At 36.5% G+C, this 18,308-nt stretch carries 14 protein-coding genes and 1 pseudogene; 5 read left to right on the top strand and 10 right to left on the bottom strand.

Features of this window, described 5'->3' with window-relative positions; all coding sequences use genetic code 11:
• Nucleotides 1–44 precede the first annotated feature (44 nt).
• From CLOCL_RS02665 to fusA, 8 genes are all read right to left on the bottom strand, one after another.
• Nucleotides 45–197 (bottom strand): hypothetical protein, encoded by a 153-nt coding sequence (locus CLOCL_RS02665; protein WP_157834880.1) that lies wholly within the window; start codon nucleotides 195–197, stop codon nucleotides 45–47.
• A gap of 127 nt (nucleotides 198–324) precedes the next feature.
• Nucleotides 325–717, bottom strand: coding sequence for a hypothetical protein (locus CLOCL_RS02660; protein ID WP_027622502.1), 393 nt, complete (start codon nucleotides 715–717; stop codon nucleotides 325–327).
• Between the two features lie 264 nt (nucleotides 718–981).
• Nucleotides 982–3,414, bottom strand: a complete 2,433-nt coding sequence (locus tag CLOCL_RS02655; RefSeq protein ID WP_014253893.1) for an ATP-dependent Clp protease ATP-binding subunit — start codon at nucleotides 3,412–3,414, stop codon at nucleotides 982–984.
• Between the two features lie 170 nt (nucleotides 3,415–3,584).
• Nucleotides 3,585–4,613: a protein arginine kinase gene (locus CLOCL_RS02650; protein WP_014253892.1), complete on the bottom strand. Its 1,029-nt coding sequence runs from the start codon at nucleotides 4,611–4,613 to the stop codon at nucleotides 3,585–3,587.
• A gap of 30 nt (nucleotides 4,614–4,643) precedes the next feature.
• Entirely contained in the window at nucleotides 4,644–5,141 is a 498-nt protein-coding gene (locus CLOCL_RS02645; RefSeq protein WP_014253891.1) for a UvrB/UvrC motif-containing protein, read from the bottom strand.
• 263 nt (nucleotides 5,142–5,404) lie between these two features.
• Entirely contained in the window at nucleotides 5,405–5,866 is a 462-nt protein-coding gene (locus CLOCL_RS02640) for a CtsR family transcriptional regulator (RefSeq protein ID WP_014253890.1), read from the bottom strand.
• Between the two features lie 409 nt (nucleotides 5,867–6,275).
• Entirely contained in the window at nucleotides 6,276–6,974 is a 699-nt protein-coding gene (locus CLOCL_RS02635) for a heparan-alpha-glucosaminide N-acetyltransferase (protein WP_014253889.1), read from the bottom strand.
• A gap of 157 nt (nucleotides 6,975–7,131) precedes the next feature.
• Complete coding sequence (fusA, locus tag CLOCL_RS02630) at nucleotides 7,132–9,219, bottom strand: elongation factor G (RefSeq protein WP_014253887.1); 2,088 nt, start codon at nucleotides 9,217–9,219, stop codon at nucleotides 7,132–7,134.
• A gap of 869 nt (nucleotides 9,220–10,088) precedes the next feature.
• Here fusA and aroF point away from each other — a divergent pair.
• From aroF to CLOCL_RS02615, 3 genes and pseudogenes are all read left to right on the top strand, one after another.
• Nucleotides 10,089–11,114 carry a 3-deoxy-7-phosphoheptulonate synthase gene (aroF, locus tag CLOCL_RS02625; protein WP_014253886.1) on the top strand — a complete coding sequence of 342 codons (1,026 nt, stop codon included), beginning with the start codon at nucleotides 10,089–10,091 and terminating at the stop codon, nucleotides 11,112–11,114.
• A complete protein-coding gene (locus CLOCL_RS02620) occupies nucleotides 11,104–12,201 on the top strand; it encodes a prephenate dehydrogenase (protein ID WP_014253885.1) in 1,098 nt (365 codons plus the stop codon). Before aroF ends, CLOCL_RS02620 begins: the two co-directional genes overlap by 11 nt.
• A gap of 266 nt (nucleotides 12,202–12,467) precedes the next feature.
• A pseudogene (locus CLOCL_RS02615) lies at nucleotides 12,468–12,812 on the top strand (3-phosphoshikimate 1-carboxyvinyltransferase); the annotation flags it as partial.
• Nucleotides 12,813–13,052: 240 nt separating this feature from the next.
• Here the strand turns inward: CLOCL_RS02615 and CLOCL_RS02610 are convergent.
• Nucleotides 13,053–14,205, bottom strand: a protein-coding gene (locus CLOCL_RS02610) for an IS3 family transposase (RefSeq protein ID WP_027622199.1) whose coding sequence is annotated in 2 segments (ribosomal slippage) — nucleotides 13,053–13,937 and nucleotides 13,939–14,205 — 1,152 coding nt in all. Because the reading frame shifts where the segments join, the coding sequence is not laid out codon by codon here.
• Between CLOCL_RS02610 and CLOCL_RS02600 the strand changes: the two genes are divergently transcribed.
• Nucleotides 14,206–15,195, top strand: a complete 990-nt coding sequence (locus CLOCL_RS02600) for a 3-phosphoshikimate 1-carboxyvinyltransferase (RefSeq protein ID WP_338029051.1) — start codon at nucleotides 14,206–14,208, stop codon at nucleotides 15,193–15,195. It begins immediately after the preceding gene.
• A 98-nt stretch (nucleotides 15,196–15,293) separates the two neighbouring features.
• On the opposite strand, the gene CLOCL_RS02595 is transcribed toward CLOCL_RS02600, so the two are convergent.
• Nucleotides 15,294–17,210 carry an ABC-F family ATP-binding cassette domain-containing protein gene (locus CLOCL_RS02595; protein WP_014253883.1) on the bottom strand — a complete coding sequence of 639 codons (1,917 nt, stop codon included), beginning with the start codon at nucleotides 17,208–17,210 and terminating at the stop codon, nucleotides 15,294–15,296.
• Nucleotides 17,211–17,477: 267 nt separating this feature from the next.
• Here CLOCL_RS02595 and CLOCL_RS02590 point away from each other — a divergent pair, with 267 nt between their 5' ends.
• The gene (locus CLOCL_RS02590) at nucleotides 17,478–18,122 is read left to right on the top strand and encodes a redox-sensing transcriptional repressor Rex (RefSeq protein WP_014253882.1); all 645 of its coding nucleotides are present in this window, start codon (nucleotides 17,478–17,480) and stop codon (nucleotides 18,120–18,122) included.
• Nucleotides 18,123–18,308 lie beyond the last annotated feature (186 nt).

The raw sequence follows: 18,308 nt of genomic DNA, 5'->3' as shown, positions 1-18,308 counted from the left end.
CCAGCAAAAACTACATTAAAGGATAAGTAAAAATTTAATGTCCCTTATCTCTGTAAAAAATTTTTGTTATATTCAATATATTTGTCTATCCCTTCTTCTTTTTGCATCTCCCAAAGTTCCTCCGGAGTAATGTTCATCAAACCTTTGTCAATATTCTCATAGAACTTTAACTGGTTTGAATTGTAATTATTAAACATAGGAATTAAAGCCTCCCATTCTGCATCAAGTTTTTGGGACTCCCCTTCATACCTTTGCCCATACTCGATTTTACCGAACACTTCCCGGGAAGTCTTGATATTATGCAGACTGGCTTCCTTTATTGCTTCACGGTAATCGACAGTATCTATAAAGGAAGTTCTCTCCCTTCAAACCATAGTGTCTGTCCTTAATTCCGTATCTAAAAAGATCATAGTTTTCCTGGGACTTATGCAGCCATTCCAAAAACATCAAAACTCTTTCAGGATTCTTGCTGTTTGACGCCACTGCCACTCCCCTGTACCTGGACGATAAAAGGTGGGGTTGATCCATATACAACTCAATTTCCTTCATAATATTATCAACTTCTTTAATATCAATGTCTTTGTCTCCCATATAACGCATCACATAAAAATTCAACTGTACAGGTTTGAGATTTTCTAGGGAAACATCGTCATAATTTGTCCTTTCTTCATCAGTTCCGCTGCATGCTGTAAAAGTTGCTAAAAAAACAACTGCCAAACCTCCTGCCAGCATCCTTTTTATGTACTTTATAGCTCAATAAATATTTGACTTCACCCAAATCACCTCTTATCGAAATCTACTAAATTATTTTATTTATCCAGCCTTTCCATGTATTAATTTATAGCTTATTACCAAAAAATTAATTTTGCAACACTCTTTTTTACAAAACTCCAAAACGACGTCTATTCCTGTTCCCCTTTGCATTTCTTAAATAAGCAAAAAATAATCAGGGACGTAAAGCCCTGACTATTTTTTGCTTATTTATACTTTATTCAATACCAACTCTTCATCCTTGCTTTCAATTACCACTTTATCTCCTGCTTTGACTCTTCCTTCAAGCATTTCTTCTGCCAATTTGTCTTCCACCATACTCTGTATAGCTCTTCTTAAAGGTCTTGCTCCATAAACCTGGTCAAAACCTTTTTTAGCTAAAAGTAATTTTGCATCTTCCGTTACCTCTAACTCAATTGCATTCTCTTTAAGTCTCTTTGCAAGGTTGTCAATCATAAGTCCTACAATGCGTTTCAGATGTTCTTCCTCCAATGGATGGAACACTATTATTTCATCCACTCTGTTTAAGAACTCAGGTCTGAAGGTATTTTTAAGTTCACCCATAACATTATTTTTCATGTCGTTATAATTCTTTGCTTTATCAACATTTGCCGAAGCAAATCCCAGTCTTTTAGGCTCGGTTATAAGCCTTGCCCCAACGTTTGATGTCATTATGATTACAGTATTCTTAAAGTCAACAACTCTTCCCTGTGAGTCGGTAAGCCTTCCGTCTTCCAGTATTTGAAGCAGCAAATTAAATACATCGGGATGTGCCTTTTCAATCTCATCGAACAATACCACTGAATAAGGCTTCCTTCTTACTTTTTCTGTAAGCTGTCCTCCTTCTTCATATCCCACATATCCCGGAGGTGATCCCACCAAACGCGATACACTGTGCTTCTCCATGTACTCGGACATATCAATTCTGATAATAGCGTTTTCATCTCCAAACAAAGCCTCGGCAAGAGCCTTGCTAAGTTCGGTTTTCCCAACCCCTGTCGGTCCTAAGAATATAAATGAACCCACCGGTCTCTTAGGATCTTTCAGGCCGACTCTTCCTCTCCTAATAGCTTTGGATACAGCTTTAACCGCCTCTTCCTGACCGATTACCCTATTATGGAGAATTTCTTCCATTTTCATAAGTCTTTCTGATTCTTCTTCAGCAAGACGCTTAACAGGTATTCCGGTCCAGTCAGCTACAATTCCTGCTACTTCTTCTTCAGTAACAGTATTGGTAGTGGTCTGATTCTTTTGCTGCCAGTCATTCTTTGCTTTTTCCAGCTCATTCTTCAATCGCTGCTCTTCATCCCTTATACGAGCCGCTTTTTCAAACTCCTGGCATATTATAGAATCCTCTTTTTCTTTTCTCAGTCTTTCCACTTGCTCTTCCAACTGTTTTAAATTGGGCGGTGCAGTAAAAGATCTTAGTCTGACTTTCGAAGCCGCTTCGTCAATCAAATCTATGGCCTTGTCCGGCAGGAAGCGATCGGTTATATATCTGTCCGAAAGTTTCACTGCAGCCACAAGTGCTTCATCAGTTATTTTCACCCTATGGTGTGCTTCATATTTATCCCTAATACCCTTTAATATCTCAATAGCTTCTTCTACAGTAGGTTCTCCCACTATAATAGGCTGAAACCTTCTCTCTAAAGCAGCATCTTTTTCAACATGCTTTCTGTATTCGTCGAGAGTGGTTGCACCTATTACCTGTATTTCACCTCTTGCAAGGGATGGCTTCAAAATATTGGAGGCATCAATGGCACCTTCGGCAGCACCAGCTCCGATGATTGTGTGCATCTCATCAATGAAAAGTATTACGTTTCCTGCTTTCTTTATCTCTTCAAGAGCCTTTTTCAGCCTTTCCTCAAATTCACCCCTATACTTTGCCCCAGCTACCATGGAGGACAAGTCTAAGGTTACTACTCTTTTATCCTTTAATATTTCCGGTATATTTCCTTCAACAATCTTTTGAGCCAATCCTTCAGCTATTGCTGTCTTTCCAACTCCCGGTTCCCCTATTAAGCAAGGATTGTTTTTGGTTCTCCTGCTCAAAATCTGAATTACCCTTTCAATTTCTTTATCTCTTCCTATAACCGGGTCAAACTTTGCCTCTCTGGCCATCTCAGTTAAATCTCTTCCAAACTGATTAAGAGTTGGAGTGTTTGAACTGGCAGAATGGTTTTTGGGAACTCCTGCTGCCCCCGGAGCCTCTTCTGTAAACATCTTCAGAACTTCAGAATACAGTTTTTGCGGTTCTAATCCCAAATCCATTAAAATTCTGACAGCTACACTTTCTCCTTCTTTCAGTATACCTATTAAAAGATGCTCTGTTCCGATATAATTATGTCCCATTCTTCTGGCTTCCCTGAAGCTAAGCTCAAGCACTCTTTTTGTTCTTGGAGTAAAACCTAACGGCTGCTCACCGGTATACTCTCCATGCCCTATTAACTCCTCTATTTCCTTAAGTACCTTTTCTTCAGTTATTCCCTGATTTTGAAGAACCTTTGCAGCAACTCCGCTTCCTTCTTTTATCAAACCAAGCAGCAAATGCTCTGTTCCAACATAATTATGACCTAAAGCCATCGCGCTTTCCTGTGAGAGGTTTACAGCTCTCTCTGCCTTTTCGGTAAAACGTCCATACATGCCCTACTCCTCCTTCGTATTAAATAGTCAGATCAATTTCCTGCATAAGGCTATACCATTGAATACTTCAACATTTCAGGTACATAGCTTATCAACAATATTTCTCAGTCGCCCAACTCTATTTATTAGCTTTTTATCATCTATCATCAAAACTTTCCCGTTTTGAAAGCCTAATTTATTCCCAGTTTTTCTCTTATCAACTCTGCTCGCTTAATATCCCGTTCATCGGGACTTAATGTTCTGTCAAAAATCTTCTGCAAATTGGCCGACTGTATATAAAGAAGTATTTCGTTAAGCTTTGCCACATCTATATTTTTTATTATTCCCATATCGACACCGAGCCTAACATCAGAAATCAATTTAAAACTCTCTTCTGAAGAAATTATTCTTGCATTTGACAATATGCCCAATGAGCGATAAACTTTATCTTCAAACCTATAAGGGTTCTGCCTGTAAAGTTCTGCCCTAAGCGACCTCTCCTGGTTAATTATCTGGTTTCCTATATTGGTAACATTATTTATTATTTCTTCCTCAGACAAGCCTAAAGTAATTTGATTCGATATCTGAAACAAATTGCCCAGTGCTTCGCTATTTTCGCCGTAAATTCCTCTTACTGCAATGCCGAGCTTTCCGCAAGCCTCCAACATTCCCCTTATATATCCGGTCATTGTAAGAGCCGGCAAATGCAACATAGCTGAAGCTCTGATACCCGTACCTAAATTTGTTGGGCAGCAGGTGAGGTAGCCATATTTCTCACTAAAGGCATAATCAATATTTTCCTCAAGCAAACTGTCTATTTTATCGCAAAGTTCCCAGGCTTTATCAAGCTGCAAACCCGGAAACAGGCACTGGATTCTGAGATGATCTTCCTCGTTTATCATAATACTTACTTTTTCATCTTTACTAATTATTGCTGCACTTGCAACTCTGCCATTTACCAAATTCGGGCTAATAAGATGCTTTTCCACTAAAGCCTGTTTATCAATAGGATTCATCTTTAGCATATCTTTAAATTCATAGTCACTGGTTGCTATACTTCTGTTTAAAATGGCATCCTTAACTCTTTCTACTACTTTCTCGGCATCTTCCCGGTTCATTTTAAAAGGAAAAGGATACTCCTTAAAATTACGTGCCAGTCTCACTCTACTGCTCATAACTACATCCGATTCCGGACCCTTTTCAATATACCATCCTTCCATAAGGCCACCTCCCAATCTATATAAAATTCTTTACGAAGAACTGTTTCTCTCCAATTCCTTTATTCGGTCTCTTATTTCTGCTGCCTTTTCATACTCTTCATTCTTGACAGCATTATTCAATTGTTCTTTCAGATATTCTATTTCTCTGGAAACCTTGACATCTTCCGAAACTTTTTTAGGTAATTTCCCATGATATTGAAGATTTCCATGCAATCGCTTCAGAAGTGGCGTAAGCTTTTCTCCATATACTTTGTAGCAGTTTTCACAGCCGAATTTACCTACTTTTTTAAACTCTTCATAACTCATACCGCATTTATCACATACCAACTGCTGCTCGCTAACTGAAGTTCTCACAGGGAATCCTATCATACTGGAAAAAAAGTCGTTAACGCTAAAGGGAGATCCCGTTATGAACTTCCCTTCTTCTCTTGCACACTGCTCACAGAGATATATTACCTGCTTATTATTATTTATAATTTGCGTAACCTGTATATTTGCAACTCTTTTCTGACACTTCTGGCACAGCATATGCCTCACTCCTTTCCTCATGGAACTTAAATCTCATCTCTCTAAAATATGAACTGTACAATCGAAAGATTAATTACTTAAAAAAGTCTCTATCCAATTTTTTCATTTCAAGTAAATTTTCCATCTATTTTAATTTATTTACTAACCAATTTAATAATACCACAGGGCTAAGAAAGGAGTAAGACTTTACCTCAATTTTGCATACAGCTTTTTTATAATGGCTGTAATCCAAAATCAGCAGCTAAAGTTATTCTCCACCTTTCCTAAACCATTAGACTTACCAGCATATTTTTTAATATACTTGCCCTTACTTTTCCTCTATTCTCTACCGGTACAAGGGATAAAGCTTTGTCACTGGTAGCGGCTTTTAAAAGCAAGGCATCCCGTTCTGAAATAACCTCATAATCTAAAAAATTGTTTATAAATACTGTTGCAGAATGTTGTGAAATATTGTCTCCCATAGAATTAATAATGTGCATAAGATAATTCTTACCCTTATGCTCTATGCTAACTCTACGGATACTTATACAGCCTCCACCGCCACGTTTGCTTTCAACGTAATAACCTCTTTCAGTCGTAAACCTTGTATCTAAAACATAATTAATCTGAGAAGGCACACATTTAAAATAATTGGCAAGCTCATTTCTCTGAATTTCAACAGTTCCATCGGTATCACTGATTAACTGTTTTATAAACTCTTCAATTAAATCACTTAGTTTTGCCATGTTAATCACCTTCTACATTGATTTTGACTTTCTTTGACTTTTAATAACATTATAAAATAATTCCATAACCAGTTCAACATATAAACCCATAAAAAACAAGCAAATATATTTAAAGAATTAAAATAAAGCAGTTATATTTAACTTTTTTTATTCTTACTTCCAATTACTTTTCTTCCTGTCAGTTTTATTATTAATAAGATAATAAAGAAATAAATTGTTTTAATGCAAATTTTACTGAAACAAAAAAGCAATTCAAATATTTTTAAATACATTATATTTTATCGAGGTATTTAAATTATATACTTGCAACTTTTATCAAGAAACATAAAAACATTAGAAATCATAGTTTCATTCCGATAATATTCTTTAATCAGGTCTGTTAAAACGAAAGAGATTTTTTTAAACCTTTCTAATTCAGTATTTTCATAATCGGATTAAGTAACAGCAATATTATAGGCTGATGCACAACATACACATACAACGAATTTCTTCCTATAAAATTTATAAACCTGCTTTTTATAGTAAAAGGGAAAACGCTTTTCTTTTCTTTATAGAATATCCTGCTTAGTCCCATTCCCAGCAAAAAAGCCCAACCATATTCAAGAAGCGGGTAATAATCAAGGGATTTAAAAGAAGAATTATACAACCCTAACATAAACAGATAGTTATGCGTAACTTTAATATTAGGGATTATCCGCGAAATAACGATAAAAATCCCGCATAATACAAAAATCCATATAGTAGGCAGCTTTTTAACAAGCGGAGAAATCATCATCCAAATCCCCATAAAATGCAATATGCCAAATACAATGAAAAGTTCTCTATTCGCAATATATGTAACAAGGGTTAAACCCATAGCAACAAGAAATACTATAATTCCACGCCTGAAACTGTTTCGGCTGAAGGCTGTACTTATTCCCGATATTATTATAAAAAGCGGCGCAAATAAGATTCTTGATATATGAAGTATTCCGCCATCATAGTTGACATTTATATTATAGAAATACTGCAAATCATACATAAGATGCATAAATATCATATACAAGATAAGCAATCCTCTCAAAAAATCTATTTCCCACACCCGTTCTTTTCCCTTAGTGCCTGCCATTTCCATCCTCTCCTTTTAGAATTATAATAACACAGAATACAACACTTACAATAGTATTTCCTTCAATGTCCAAACTCAAATTTAATATATAGTTCTCAAAATTAAATAAAAAAAGAGTTACTGCCATATTTGCAGCAACCCTTATATAAATTACCGATTATTCAAAATCACTTTCTTCCAATCTGCTCTTAGATTGTTCTATTACCTTTTGGCTCACATTAGGTGGAGCCTCTTCATAACGTTCAAACCAGAATTTGAAAGTACCCCTTCCTTGAGTCATCGAGGTTAGATCGGTAGCATACTTAGACATTTCCGCCTGAGGAACTTCGGCTATTACCTGTTGTAATCCGCCTTCTACAGGGTTCATACCCAAAACTCTTCCTCTTCGCTTATTCAGATCACCTATTATATCACCCATGTAACTGTCCGGAACAAACACTTCAACATGTAATATAGGTTCGAGCAGCACCGGTGATGCCTGTGCCATTCCCTTTTTATAGGCCAAATGAGCTGCGATTTTAAAAGCCATTTCAGAGGAGTCAACCGAATGGTAAGACCCGTCAACAAGGGTTGCCTTTAAGTTAAGTACCGGATATCCAGCCAATACACCCTTCTTCATACTTTCAAGGAGTCCCTTTTCAACTGCCGGGAAGTATTGTTTTGGTACAGCTCCACCGAATATTTTTTCTTCGAAAGTCAAACCTTCTTTCTCCCCAGGTTCAAATTCAATCCACACATGTCCGTATTGTCCGTGTCCGCCCGATTGCTTTTTATGTTTTCCTTCAACTTTAACCTTCTTTTTTATTGTCTCTCTATAAGGGATCATTGGTTCTGAAAGATTTACCGATACACCAAATTTCGTTTTTAGCTTACTTACAATTACATCGAGATGAACTTCACCTATTCCGGAAATAATGGTCTGATGTGTTTCAGAATTTATTGAGACTTTAAAGGTAGGATCTTCATCTTGAAGCTTATGGAGGCCGGAACTGATTTTTTCCTCATCTCCTTTTGTCTTGGGCTCAACCGCCATCGATATAACTGGTTCAGGAAACTCAATTTTATCCAGCACCACTGTATTTGCCTGATTACATAAAGTATCGTTTGTATTAACATTTTGAAGCTTCGCCACAGCTCCGATATCTCCTGCTACCAGCATACTTACCGGTATCTGTTTTTTTCCTCTCATGACGAAAAGTTGGGAAATTTTTTCGGTCTTCTCTGTTGTCGTATTATATACTACAGAATCGGATTTTAGAACTCCTGAGAATACTCTTATCATCGAAATTTTTCCTACAAAAGGGTCTGCTATCGTCTTAAATACCAATGCAGAAAGGGGAGCATCCTGTTGTACTTCTAATTCGACCTGGGTATCGCTCTTGTGCTTGGTCGCCTTAATTGGACTGGCCTCAACTGGGGAAGGAGCCAATTTTATTATTGCATCCATGAGGGATTTTACTCCGCGGTTTAACAATGCCGAACCGCTGAAAACCGGTATTAGAGCTCCATCTTTAATTCCATCGTGTAGTCCTTTTAAAATTTCTTCTTCAGTAAACTCAATTCCGTCAAAATATTTAGTCATTAACTCTTCACTTGTCTCTGCCACTGCCTCTATTAACGCCGACCTTAATTCTTCTGCTCTATTTCTCAGCTCACCCGGAAAATCCGCGTCCACCAATTTGTCGTTGTCAAATTTCTTTGCAGACATTGTAGCAATATTTACATATCCTACAAATTTCCCGGATTCTTTTATCGGTATTTCACATGCTACTACATTTTTCCCGAAAGTATTCACTAGCTGGTCATATACTTTAAAAAAATCTGCGTTTTCATCATCCATACCGTTTACGAAAAATATTTTGGGGAGGTTATTTTGATTTGCATACTTCCATGCTTTCTCAGTTCCAACTTCTACACCGCTCTTTGCTGATACCACAATGACTGCGCTGTCCGCCACTCTAATGCCCTGCTTAACTTCTCCAACAAAATCGAAATACCCCGGAGTATCAATTACATTGATTTTGTGGTCTTTCCATTCACAAGGACATATTGATGTGCTGATTGAGTTCTTACGCTTTATTTCTTCCGGGTCAAAATCCGATGTCGTAGTTCCATCATCGACCCTTCCAAACCTTTCCAAAGCACCTGAGTTAAACAGCATTGCTTCAGCAAGGGTTGTCTTCCCGGTCCCTCCATGCGAGACCAGACAGACGTTTCTGATCTTGTCAGAAGTATAGTCTTTCATCCCAATTCCCCCTTTGATTTTTAAATATATAATTAAAACCAGCCATAGGTAGAAGGATTCCTATACAAACTTTCAGGACTTCAAAAAACTCGCATAAACATTCTATTAACATTAATATTCTATTTGCATTGAAAATTTCCTTTTTCCATAAAAAGTTTTTTGATTGGGATGTTCTTTTTTCAGCACACTGGATATTTTTGCTGATTAGCTTCGTCAAATCAAGGCGTTTAAGGGATAAATTGAAAGTTACTTTGCGAACAGCTTCTATGTCTTGTATGCATTACATTATATATAAAAATATATAAAGCGCATTATTATAAAGTATATTTACACATGAGTATATATGAGTTAAATATTAATAATCTTTATCTCATTATAATACATATACAAAAATGTGTAAATAATGAATAACTTTTCTATCACCCTATATGTCTCATTCTTATTGACAATTCCATATTATCATTGTAAATTAAAAGAAAGTAGCGAAGGTTCAGCATTTTTGCATAAATTATTTTCCTGTTCATCGGAAACTTAGCCATTCTGAAAACTTAGGATTTTATTTATTGCAAATTAATTATTTATAAAAGTATATATTGATTTGCATTAAAGTTAATAGTTAGCATTGGTATTATGTTGGTATTATTTTAAATAAACAGATATAACTTAGAATATAACAAACAAATTTTTGAGAAATGTATGTATTATAAACGCAGCCCTTAGGACATAGGAAGTATATTCGTAATTGAAAAACTTCCAGGTTAAAGTTGCTGTTTTGAAAAACGAAAGTTAAACAATATTTATACCTTTTAATTTCGTTATTCCTTCAGTACCTTTAACCTTTATAAAGTGCTAGAAAGGAAGGGTCATTTATGATAATAGTAATGAAACCCGGCTCTAAAGACAGCGACATACAGGAAATATCAAAAGTACTGAATTCTTTAGGGCTTGGAGTGCACATTTCACAAGGCACTGAAAGGACAATTATAGGTGTTATCGGTGACAAAAGAAAACTGAATGATGTTCCCATAGAGTTAATGCCAGGAGTTGAAAAGCTTGTCCCTATAGTAGAATCCTACAAGCTGGCAGGCAAAACCTTTAAACCCGAACCGAGTGTTATTGAAGTTAACGGTGTCAAAATCGGGGGCAAGGAGTTAGTTATAATGGCTGGTCCTTGTGCTGTAGAAAATCATGATCAGATAATGGCAGCTGCTCTCGCTGTAAAAAAATCCGGTGCCCAGTTTTTACGCGGAGGTGCATTCAAACCAAGAACTTCTCCCTATGCCTTTCAGGGTTTGGAAGAAGAAGGACTTAAGCTTCTAAAAGAAGCAAAAGATGCAACAGGATTAAATATAATAACTGAAGTTACCAGCGAAAAAGCTGTGGAGATAGCAGATAAATATGTCGATATGTTCCAGGTAGGGGCAAGAAACGTTCAAAATTTCCAGCTATTGCGGGAAATAGGACGTTCGAAAAAGCCTGTCCTCTTTAAACGCGGACCTGCAACTACTGTTGATGAATGGCTGAATGCTGCAGAATATATCATGAGCGAGGGAAACTACAATGTAGTTCTTTGCGAAAGAGGTATCCGGACTTTTGAGACTTCCACCAGAAATACTTTGGACATAAGTGCTGTTCCGGTAGTAAAAAATTTGAGTCATTTGCCAATAATTGTGGACCCGAGCCATGCAGCCGGAAAATCCCAGTATGTGCTTCCTCTTTCGAAAGCAGCAATAGCTGCAGGAGCAGACGGTTTGATAATCGAAGTTCATCCCAACCCCAAATCTGCATTATCAGATGCTGCTCAGCAGTTAACTCCTGAAGATTTTGATTATTTATGTAAAGATATTGCTAAAATTGCCGAAATAATAGGAAGAGAGTTTAGATATGGAAATTAACAGTGTTTCAATTATTGGGCTTGGCCTTATAGGAGGCTCTTTGACAAAAGCATTAAAGGAACGTCTGAATATCACTGAAATAAAAGCAGTGGATTTAAATAAGCAAAGTATAAATCAAGCATTGGCAGAAGGCTATATCACTAAGGGGTATACTGAAATAAACGAAGATATATATGACTCGGATTTAATATTCCTTTGCACCCCTGTTAAAAATGCAATTGAATATATTAACAAGTTATCTTCAAAAGTTCGGGACAATTGTATAATTACTGATGTTGCAAGCACTAAATGTGAAATTGTTAATTTTATAAATTCAATGGATAATCCTCCTCGCTTTATAGGAGGACATCCAATGGCAGGTACTGAAAAGTCAGGTTTCGCATCAAGTTTATCACATTTATTTGAAAATGCATATTATATTTTAACACCGACTATAGGCACTAAAGAAGAAGATATTGATGTTATGGTTAATATAATAAAAAGAATTGGTGGCATACCCATAATAACCGATGCAGAAGAACACGATTTTGTTACAGCTGCAATAAGCCATGTGCCGCATATAATAGCATCAACATTGGTAAACTTGGTGGGAAAATTGGACTATCCCGATGGTAAGATGCAAACCCTTGCAGCCGGTGGATTTAAAGATATAACAAGAATTGCTTCCTCTAGTCCTGAATTATGGGAAAATGTAGTATTAAGCAATAAGCAAAAAATTAGAGGTGTTTTGGAAGCCTTTGTTGAAACATTAAATGAATTTAAAAAGTATATGGATGACGATAATGCAAAGAGCATAAACAGATATTTCAGAACTGCTAAAGAGTTAAGAGACTCTTTGCCTGACAATCGGAAAGGGTTGCTCATTTCTGCCCACGAAATTATAGTAGATGTTGTAGACAAACCGGGCATAATTGGTGAAATTGCATCAATACTTGGTAACAATGGTGTCAATATAAAGAACATTAATGTTTCAAACAGCAGAGAGTTTGAACAAGGCTGTTTAAGGATAACTCTTCCGGATTCCGATAGTGTAAAAAACGCTGTAACTTTGTTGTCTGACCGCGGATATAAAGTTTACAAGATTTAATGGCAGCTATATGTTTTATTAATATTAACTATTATTGAAAACTTAGTATTAAGGTTATCAGTCCAATATAAAAGCGTACATAGTTTCTCAAAAATCCAAAATGAATGCCAACAGTTTTTGAGAAACATGTTCTTGATAAATACACGATAAGGTAAATAAAATGTAAGTTTCATACCTACTATTAATACTATAGCTGCAATTATACCTCATGTTTTGTAACAGAGGTTATAAACGTACAACTTACTAAAGGAATGGGGGAATAGAGTGTGTTAATTGAACAAAGGGATTCTTTGAGAGGCGAAATAACAGTACCTGGTGATAAATCCATATCCCACAGAGCTGTACTCTTGGGCTCTCTCGCCAAAGGAACAACTGAAATCAGTGGGTTCCGGATGGGAGAGGATTGTTTAAGTACTATTGACTGCTTCAGGAAAATGCAAGTAGGTATAGAAATCCTTGCTAATAACAAAATAAAGGTACATGGAAATGGACTTTATGGTTTAAAGCCTCCATCTTCCCCATTGAATGCCGGAAGATCCGGAACAGCTTTAAGACTTCTTCTTGGAGTATTAGCAAGTCAGCCTTTTAATTCGGTTTTGACCAGAAATGAAGTATAATGACCCCCATTGTCAAGACAAATTTTTAGCTTTTCTAAGTTAGATTCTCCTTTCTATGTTTTTGTATAATATCTACCTTAAGGTACTCTGTCGGATGGATGTCAAGGGCGAGCATATGCGAGTTCATCTTGCCCCTTGACATCCAATGGTTATATATCCTTTTGATTCCCGGTCTGTTATGACAGACCGGCTGCCTTCCGGCGAGGACGGGGTTTGGGGCAGAGCCCCAAGGTTTTATACTACTGCCTTAATCTCTTTGTTAATCCCAAAATAATATTCTGACGGCGTTTTATAGCCTAGTGACTGATGTGGTCTCTTGTTGTTATAATATTCAATATATTCCCTCGTTTTTTGCCGAAGTTGCTGACCCGTTTCACAATCTTCATGATAAAGCATCTCCCACTTGTAAGTTCGAAAAAAACGCTCTATCCTTTGATTATCCAAGGCTCGTCCTTTCCCATCCATTGAAATTTTTATATTATTACTCTTTAGTAATTTTATGTAATCCTCACTGGCAAACTGTTTACCTTGATCGCTGTTCATAATTTCAGGTTTACCATATCGTTTGATTGCCTTTTTTATCGCTTCTAATACAAATGTCCTATCTAAAGTATTTGATAACTCAAATCCAACAATATACCGGGAATACCAGTCTATTATAGCTACCATATACATAAATCCACGTTTAAGACGGCAATATGTTATGTCTATAGACCATACCTGGTTGGGATGATCTATATTTAAGTCTCTTAGCAAATACGGGTACAAATATTTGTTATGCAGACGTCTGCTAAGATTAGGCCCGGGACAGAAACCGTGAATCCCCATTTCCCTCATATATCGCCGTGTACGCTTCCTATTGATTTGTATGTGGTAATCCCGGTGTAGGATATTTGTCATCCTGCGATAGCCATATTCCGGATGAACCGTGTATACCTCATCAATAATACGTTTTATTAGATATTCCTCATCTGTTACCGGTACTGGCTTGTAGTAAAGGCTTGTACGATTAATACCTAACAGTTCAGCTTGCCTTTTTATGCTTAATTTCTTTTCTTCTCTCTCAATCATCTTCATGCGGTCTTCCCGGGACTTAGAGTCGGCCAGATTTTTTTTTAAGCCAGGCAACTTCATATGAAAGTTGGCCAATTTGCTTAAGCAGTTCGTCCTTCTCCTTCTCATACGACTGTTTGACCTTCTCTACTTCATCAGTTTCCTTACTGAAAACTCTGCCTGCATTGCTTATAAATTCTGCCTTCCAGCGACTTAGCTGATTAGGATGAATTTCATATTCGGCAGCTATCTCATTCAGCGTCTTTTCTTCCCTTAAGACCTCAATCACTATTTTTGCTTTTTCTTCTGGTGTAAACTTTCTTCTCGTTTTCATATTTCTATTCTAACTTATTTTGACCGTTTTGTCTGTCTTAATTTATGGTATCATTATAAAGCTTCTATCAGAAAACCGGTTGGCAAAGTGGTTAAACCGCTTAGAGATATGGGAGCAATTATTAATGGAAGAGATGACGGTAATTTATGTCCTCTTGCAATATCACCATCAAAGTTAACCGGTCAAGTTCACCGCCTTTCGTTAAGGGATACTCAGATTAAATCACCTCTTCTGATAGCAGGACTTTATGCGCAAGGCGATACTAAAGTTATAGAAGCTGTTAAATCTCGAGACCATACAGAACTTATGCTGAGCTACTTTGGTGCAGATATTAACGTAAACGGCTTGGAAGTAACCGTTCGCAATGTTGAAAATCTTTATGCCCAAAGCATTGAGGTGCCAGGAGATATTTCAATTGCAAGCTATTTTATGACTGCCGGACTTATTGTACCGAATTCCGATATTGTTATAAAAAACGTAGGTGTAAATCCTACCAGAACAGGAATTATTGATGTTTACAAATCAATGGGTGCAAAAATCGAAATATTAAACGAACGCACAGTAAGCAATGAGAAGATAGCTGATATAAGAGTTGTATCTTCTCAACTGAAAGCAACAACCATTGAAGGTGACCTAATTCCAAGGCTTATAGATGAAATACCTATAATAGCTGTTGCAGCAGCCATGGCTAATGGCAAAACTACTATTAATAACTTAAAAGGCTTTAAATTAAAAGACTCCGGTAAAATAAAGATGTTGACCACAGAGCTTTCAAAGTTAGGTGCCCTTGTTCAGGAAACAGAAGACGGCTTGATAATTGAGGGCGGAAAAACATTAACCGGCACAATTGTAGAAGGATATAATCACCCGGCCATCACGATGGCATTATGCATTGCCGGACTTGTGGCTGAAGGAGAAACAATGATAAGAAAATCACAAATACTGGATATTGCCTACCCTGAATTTATCTCAGTGCTGAACAAACTTTAATTTGTTTATATTATAAATTTGTTAAATTAATAATGGCAAAAAATAAATAATCTTTCCAGATAAAAAAGTTACCGGATCTCATTTCCGGTAACTTTTTATTAAGCTTCTATTTGCATCGCGAGAGTCTCCCATAGCTCATAGAGTTCCTCAAGCCTTTTCTCCATTTCCAGTTGTTTATTATGAAGTTCATTCAGCTTTACATGGTCACTTAATATATCTTCCGACTGCATTTCAGCCTTTATATTTTCAATGGAGCTTTCCAATCTTTGAATCTCATTTTCTGTTTCGGCATATTGCTTTTCCAGTTTTCTTCTTCGTGCTTTTTCCTCTTTTGTCGCAATATGGGACAGCTTTGCCGCTGAAACTTTTTCAGTTACTGAAGCCGTTTTCAATTCAGGCGCAAGTCTTGCCTTATACTGCTTAAATTCGGAATAATTACCCTTGTAATCAATATAAAAATCATTTCCAAGCTCGATAATCCTTGTGGCAATTTTATCTATAAAATACCTGTCATGGGATACTATTACAAGAGTCCCCTCATAATCCAAAAGAGCTCTTTCTAAAACTTCTCTTGAACTTATATCCAAATGGTTTGTGGGCTCGTCAAGAATAAGCACATTTGCGCCCGACAACATAATTTTTAAAAGCGAAATTCTTCCCTTTTCTCCACCGCTAAGAGTACCTATCTCCTTGAAAACATCATCACCCTTAAAAAGGAACATGGCAAGAGCATTTCTTATTTCTGTCAGTGAAAGATTGTCACTCACCTCTATAAGCTCGTCTATTACTGTATTATTTAACGAGAGGTCCGAGTGTTCCTGGTCATAATAAGCCTCTGTTGTATTGTGCCCAAATTTAAAACTTCCTGAATAATCCTTTATTTTACCCGTTAAAATCTTAAGCAAAGTGGATTTTCCGCACCCATTAGGCCCTAATATGAATACTCTCTCCCTCTTCATAACTTTAAAACTCAAGTTATTGAACAGTGGCCTTCCCGGGTATTCCTTTGAAAGTTTATCCACCGTTAGAACTTCATTTCCACTTTGGATTGTCACTTTAAAATCAATTTTTATTTTCTCCGGTAGGTCGTTGGGCTTATCAACTTTCTCCATTCTTTCAATAGCCTTCATTCTGCTTTCGGCAGCAATAATATTCCTCTCTCTGTTCCATCGCCTTTGTTGCTCAATAAAGGCTTCCATTCTTGCAATTTCTTTCTGCTGAAGTTCGTAGTGCTTTTGCTGAATTTCCCTATCCTGTTCCTTTTGCTGGACAAACTTTGTATAATTGCCGTTATAAAGCTTGCACTCGCAATTTTCTATTTCAAGGGTCTTATTGGTTATCCTGTCTAAAAAGAACCTGTCATGGGAAATAATCATAACACCTTTTTTATAGCTGATAAGAAAATCTTCCAGCCACTCAACGGCATCTATATCCAAGTGGTTTGTAGGCTCGTCCAATAACAGTAAATCCGGTTCTTCGGTAAGCAATTTCGCCATGGCAAGACGGGTCTTTTGACCTCCGCTTAAGCTGCTCACTTTAAGTTCAAACTCTTCCTCTCTAAATCCCAGTCCTTTTAAAATTCCTCTTGACCTGCTGTTATACTCATATCCTCCGTTTCGGGAAAAATTGTCGGAAAGATTTGAATACTCCTTCATATAAGAGGACAATTTTTCCTCATCTTTTTCAGTGCTTATTAGTTTTTCCAGTTCCTTAATACGCTCCTCCATCCTGATGAGATGGGAAAAAGCAGTCAATACCTCTTCAAGGATGGTATTCGATGACTCAAGCTCAGAATTCTGAGCAAGATAACCTATTTTACATCCCTTTGCCAGATATATTTCACCAGAATCGGGAATATAACCTGATGTAATTATTTTAAACAGAGTGGACTTCCCTGCGCCATTTACTCCTACAATACCGATTTTATCTGTATCTTGAACACTAAAAGTAACATCCTTCAAAATTTGCCGGGTTCCAAAAGAAATAGATATATTATTGCACCCTAATAAAATCATAAATTTCACACCTTACATTTCCAGGTAATTACCGTTTTACACCCCTAAAAAACGATTACAACAGCCTTATCTCTTATCATACAAAATAATTCCATTAGAACGATTTAACCATCATCGTTTTAAATTCTAGCAAAAATGAAGCTTTTAAGCAATATTGACAATAAAATAACGATGATGATATAATCAGAAAGGTGCTAAAATTAAGCTTATGCTTAACGGAAGGGATTCTTATAGTTAATCCCAAACATAAAAAATTGAGGTGAAACTATGGGCTTAGACAAGAAAATATCAGTAGCTGTTATTAAACGTTTACCTAGGTATTACAGATATTTATCCGATTTGCTAAAGTTAGGGATTACAAGAATTTCTTCTAAGGAGCTAAGTATAAGAATGGGGATTACTGCTTCCCAAATACGTCAGGACTTAAACTGTTTTGGCGGATTCGGGCAACAGGGATACGGATATAATGTTGAGCATCTTTATAATGAAATAGGAAACATACTTGGAGTTAATAATAAGTTCAGTTTTATAATAATCGGTGCAGGTAATATGGGTCAAGCCCTGGCAAATTATGCGAATTTTGAAAAAAGAGGCTTTATATTTACGGGAATTTTCGATGTAAACCCTGATTTGATAGGAAAGAAAATAAATAATCGCGAAGTAATGGATATGAGTAATCTTGATGAGTTTGTAAAGAATAATAAGATTGATATCGCAATGTTATGTGTTCCCTACGATCAAACTCCCATAGTTGCCGATAAGGTTGCAAGACTAGGAATAAAGGGACTGTGGAATTTCTCACCAATGGATTTAAAGCTTCCTTATGATGTTGTTATTGAAAATGTTCACTTGAGCGATAGTTTAATGGTTCTGGGATATAAATTGACTCAAAAATTAAAGAATTCGCAATAAGCCTTTCATAAAAATATAGGCATAAATTCGAAATCGTTTCCCCTTTTTGATTTAGTAAAAATTTATAAATACTGAATGAAATACAAATTACCGAAAGTCATTTTATAATATTTTGATTATAAAAGCGTACGTTTATCATGCACATTTTTAAATGTGTGGTAAGCGTACTTTTTTATTCTCTTAGAA

It is taken from the genome of Acetivibrio clariflavus DSM 19732 (assembly GCF_000237085.1).
Taxonomy (GTDB): domain Bacteria; phylum Bacillota; class Clostridia; order Acetivibrionales; family Acetivibrionaceae; genus Acetivibrio; species Acetivibrio clariflavus.
Note: the sequence above shows the minus strand (reverse complement) of the source record. Positions and strands in the feature narration are given on the sequence as shown.

Coding starts and splice junctions, on each gene's coding strand:
- CLOCL_RS02665 (WP_157834880.1), bottom strand. CDS start 197: ATGTTTAATAATTACAATTCAAACCAGTTAAAGTTCTATGAGAATATT.
- CLOCL_RS02655 (WP_014253893.1), bottom strand. CDS start 3,414: ATGTATGGACGTTTTACCGAAAAGGCAGAGAGAGCTGTAAACCTCTCA.
- CLOCL_RS02650 (WP_014253892.1), bottom strand. CDS start 4,613: ATGGAAGGATGGTATATTGAAAAGGGTCCGGAATCGGATGTAGTTATG.
- CLOCL_RS02645 (WP_014253891.1), bottom strand. CDS start 5,141: ATGCTGTGCCAGAAGTGTCAGAAAAGAGTTGCAAATATACAGGTTACG.
- CLOCL_RS02640 (WP_014253890.1), bottom strand. CDS start 5,866: ATGGCAAAACTAAGTGATTTAATTGAAGAGTTTATAAAACAGTTAATC.
- CLOCL_RS02635 (WP_014253889.1), bottom strand. CDS start 6,974: ATGGCAGGCACTAAGGGAAAAGAACGGGTGTGGGAAATAGATTTTTTG.
- fusA (WP_014253887.1), bottom strand. CDS start 9,219: ATGAAAGACTATACTTCTGACAAGATCAGAAACGTCTGTCTGGTCTCG.
- aroF (WP_014253886.1), top strand. CDS start 10,089: ATGATAATAGTAATGAAACCCGGCTCTAAAGACAGCGACATACAGGAA.
- CLOCL_RS02620 (WP_014253885.1), top strand. CDS start 11,104: ATGGAAATTAACAGTGTTTCAATTATTGGGCTTGGCCTTATAGGAGGC.
- CLOCL_RS02595 (WP_014253883.1), bottom strand. CDS start 17,210: ATGATTTTATTAGGGTGCAATAATATATCTATTTCTTTTGGAACCCGG.
- CLOCL_RS02590 (WP_014253882.1), top strand. CDS start 17,478: ATGGGCTTAGACAAGAAAATATCAGTAGCTGTTATTAAACGTTTACCT.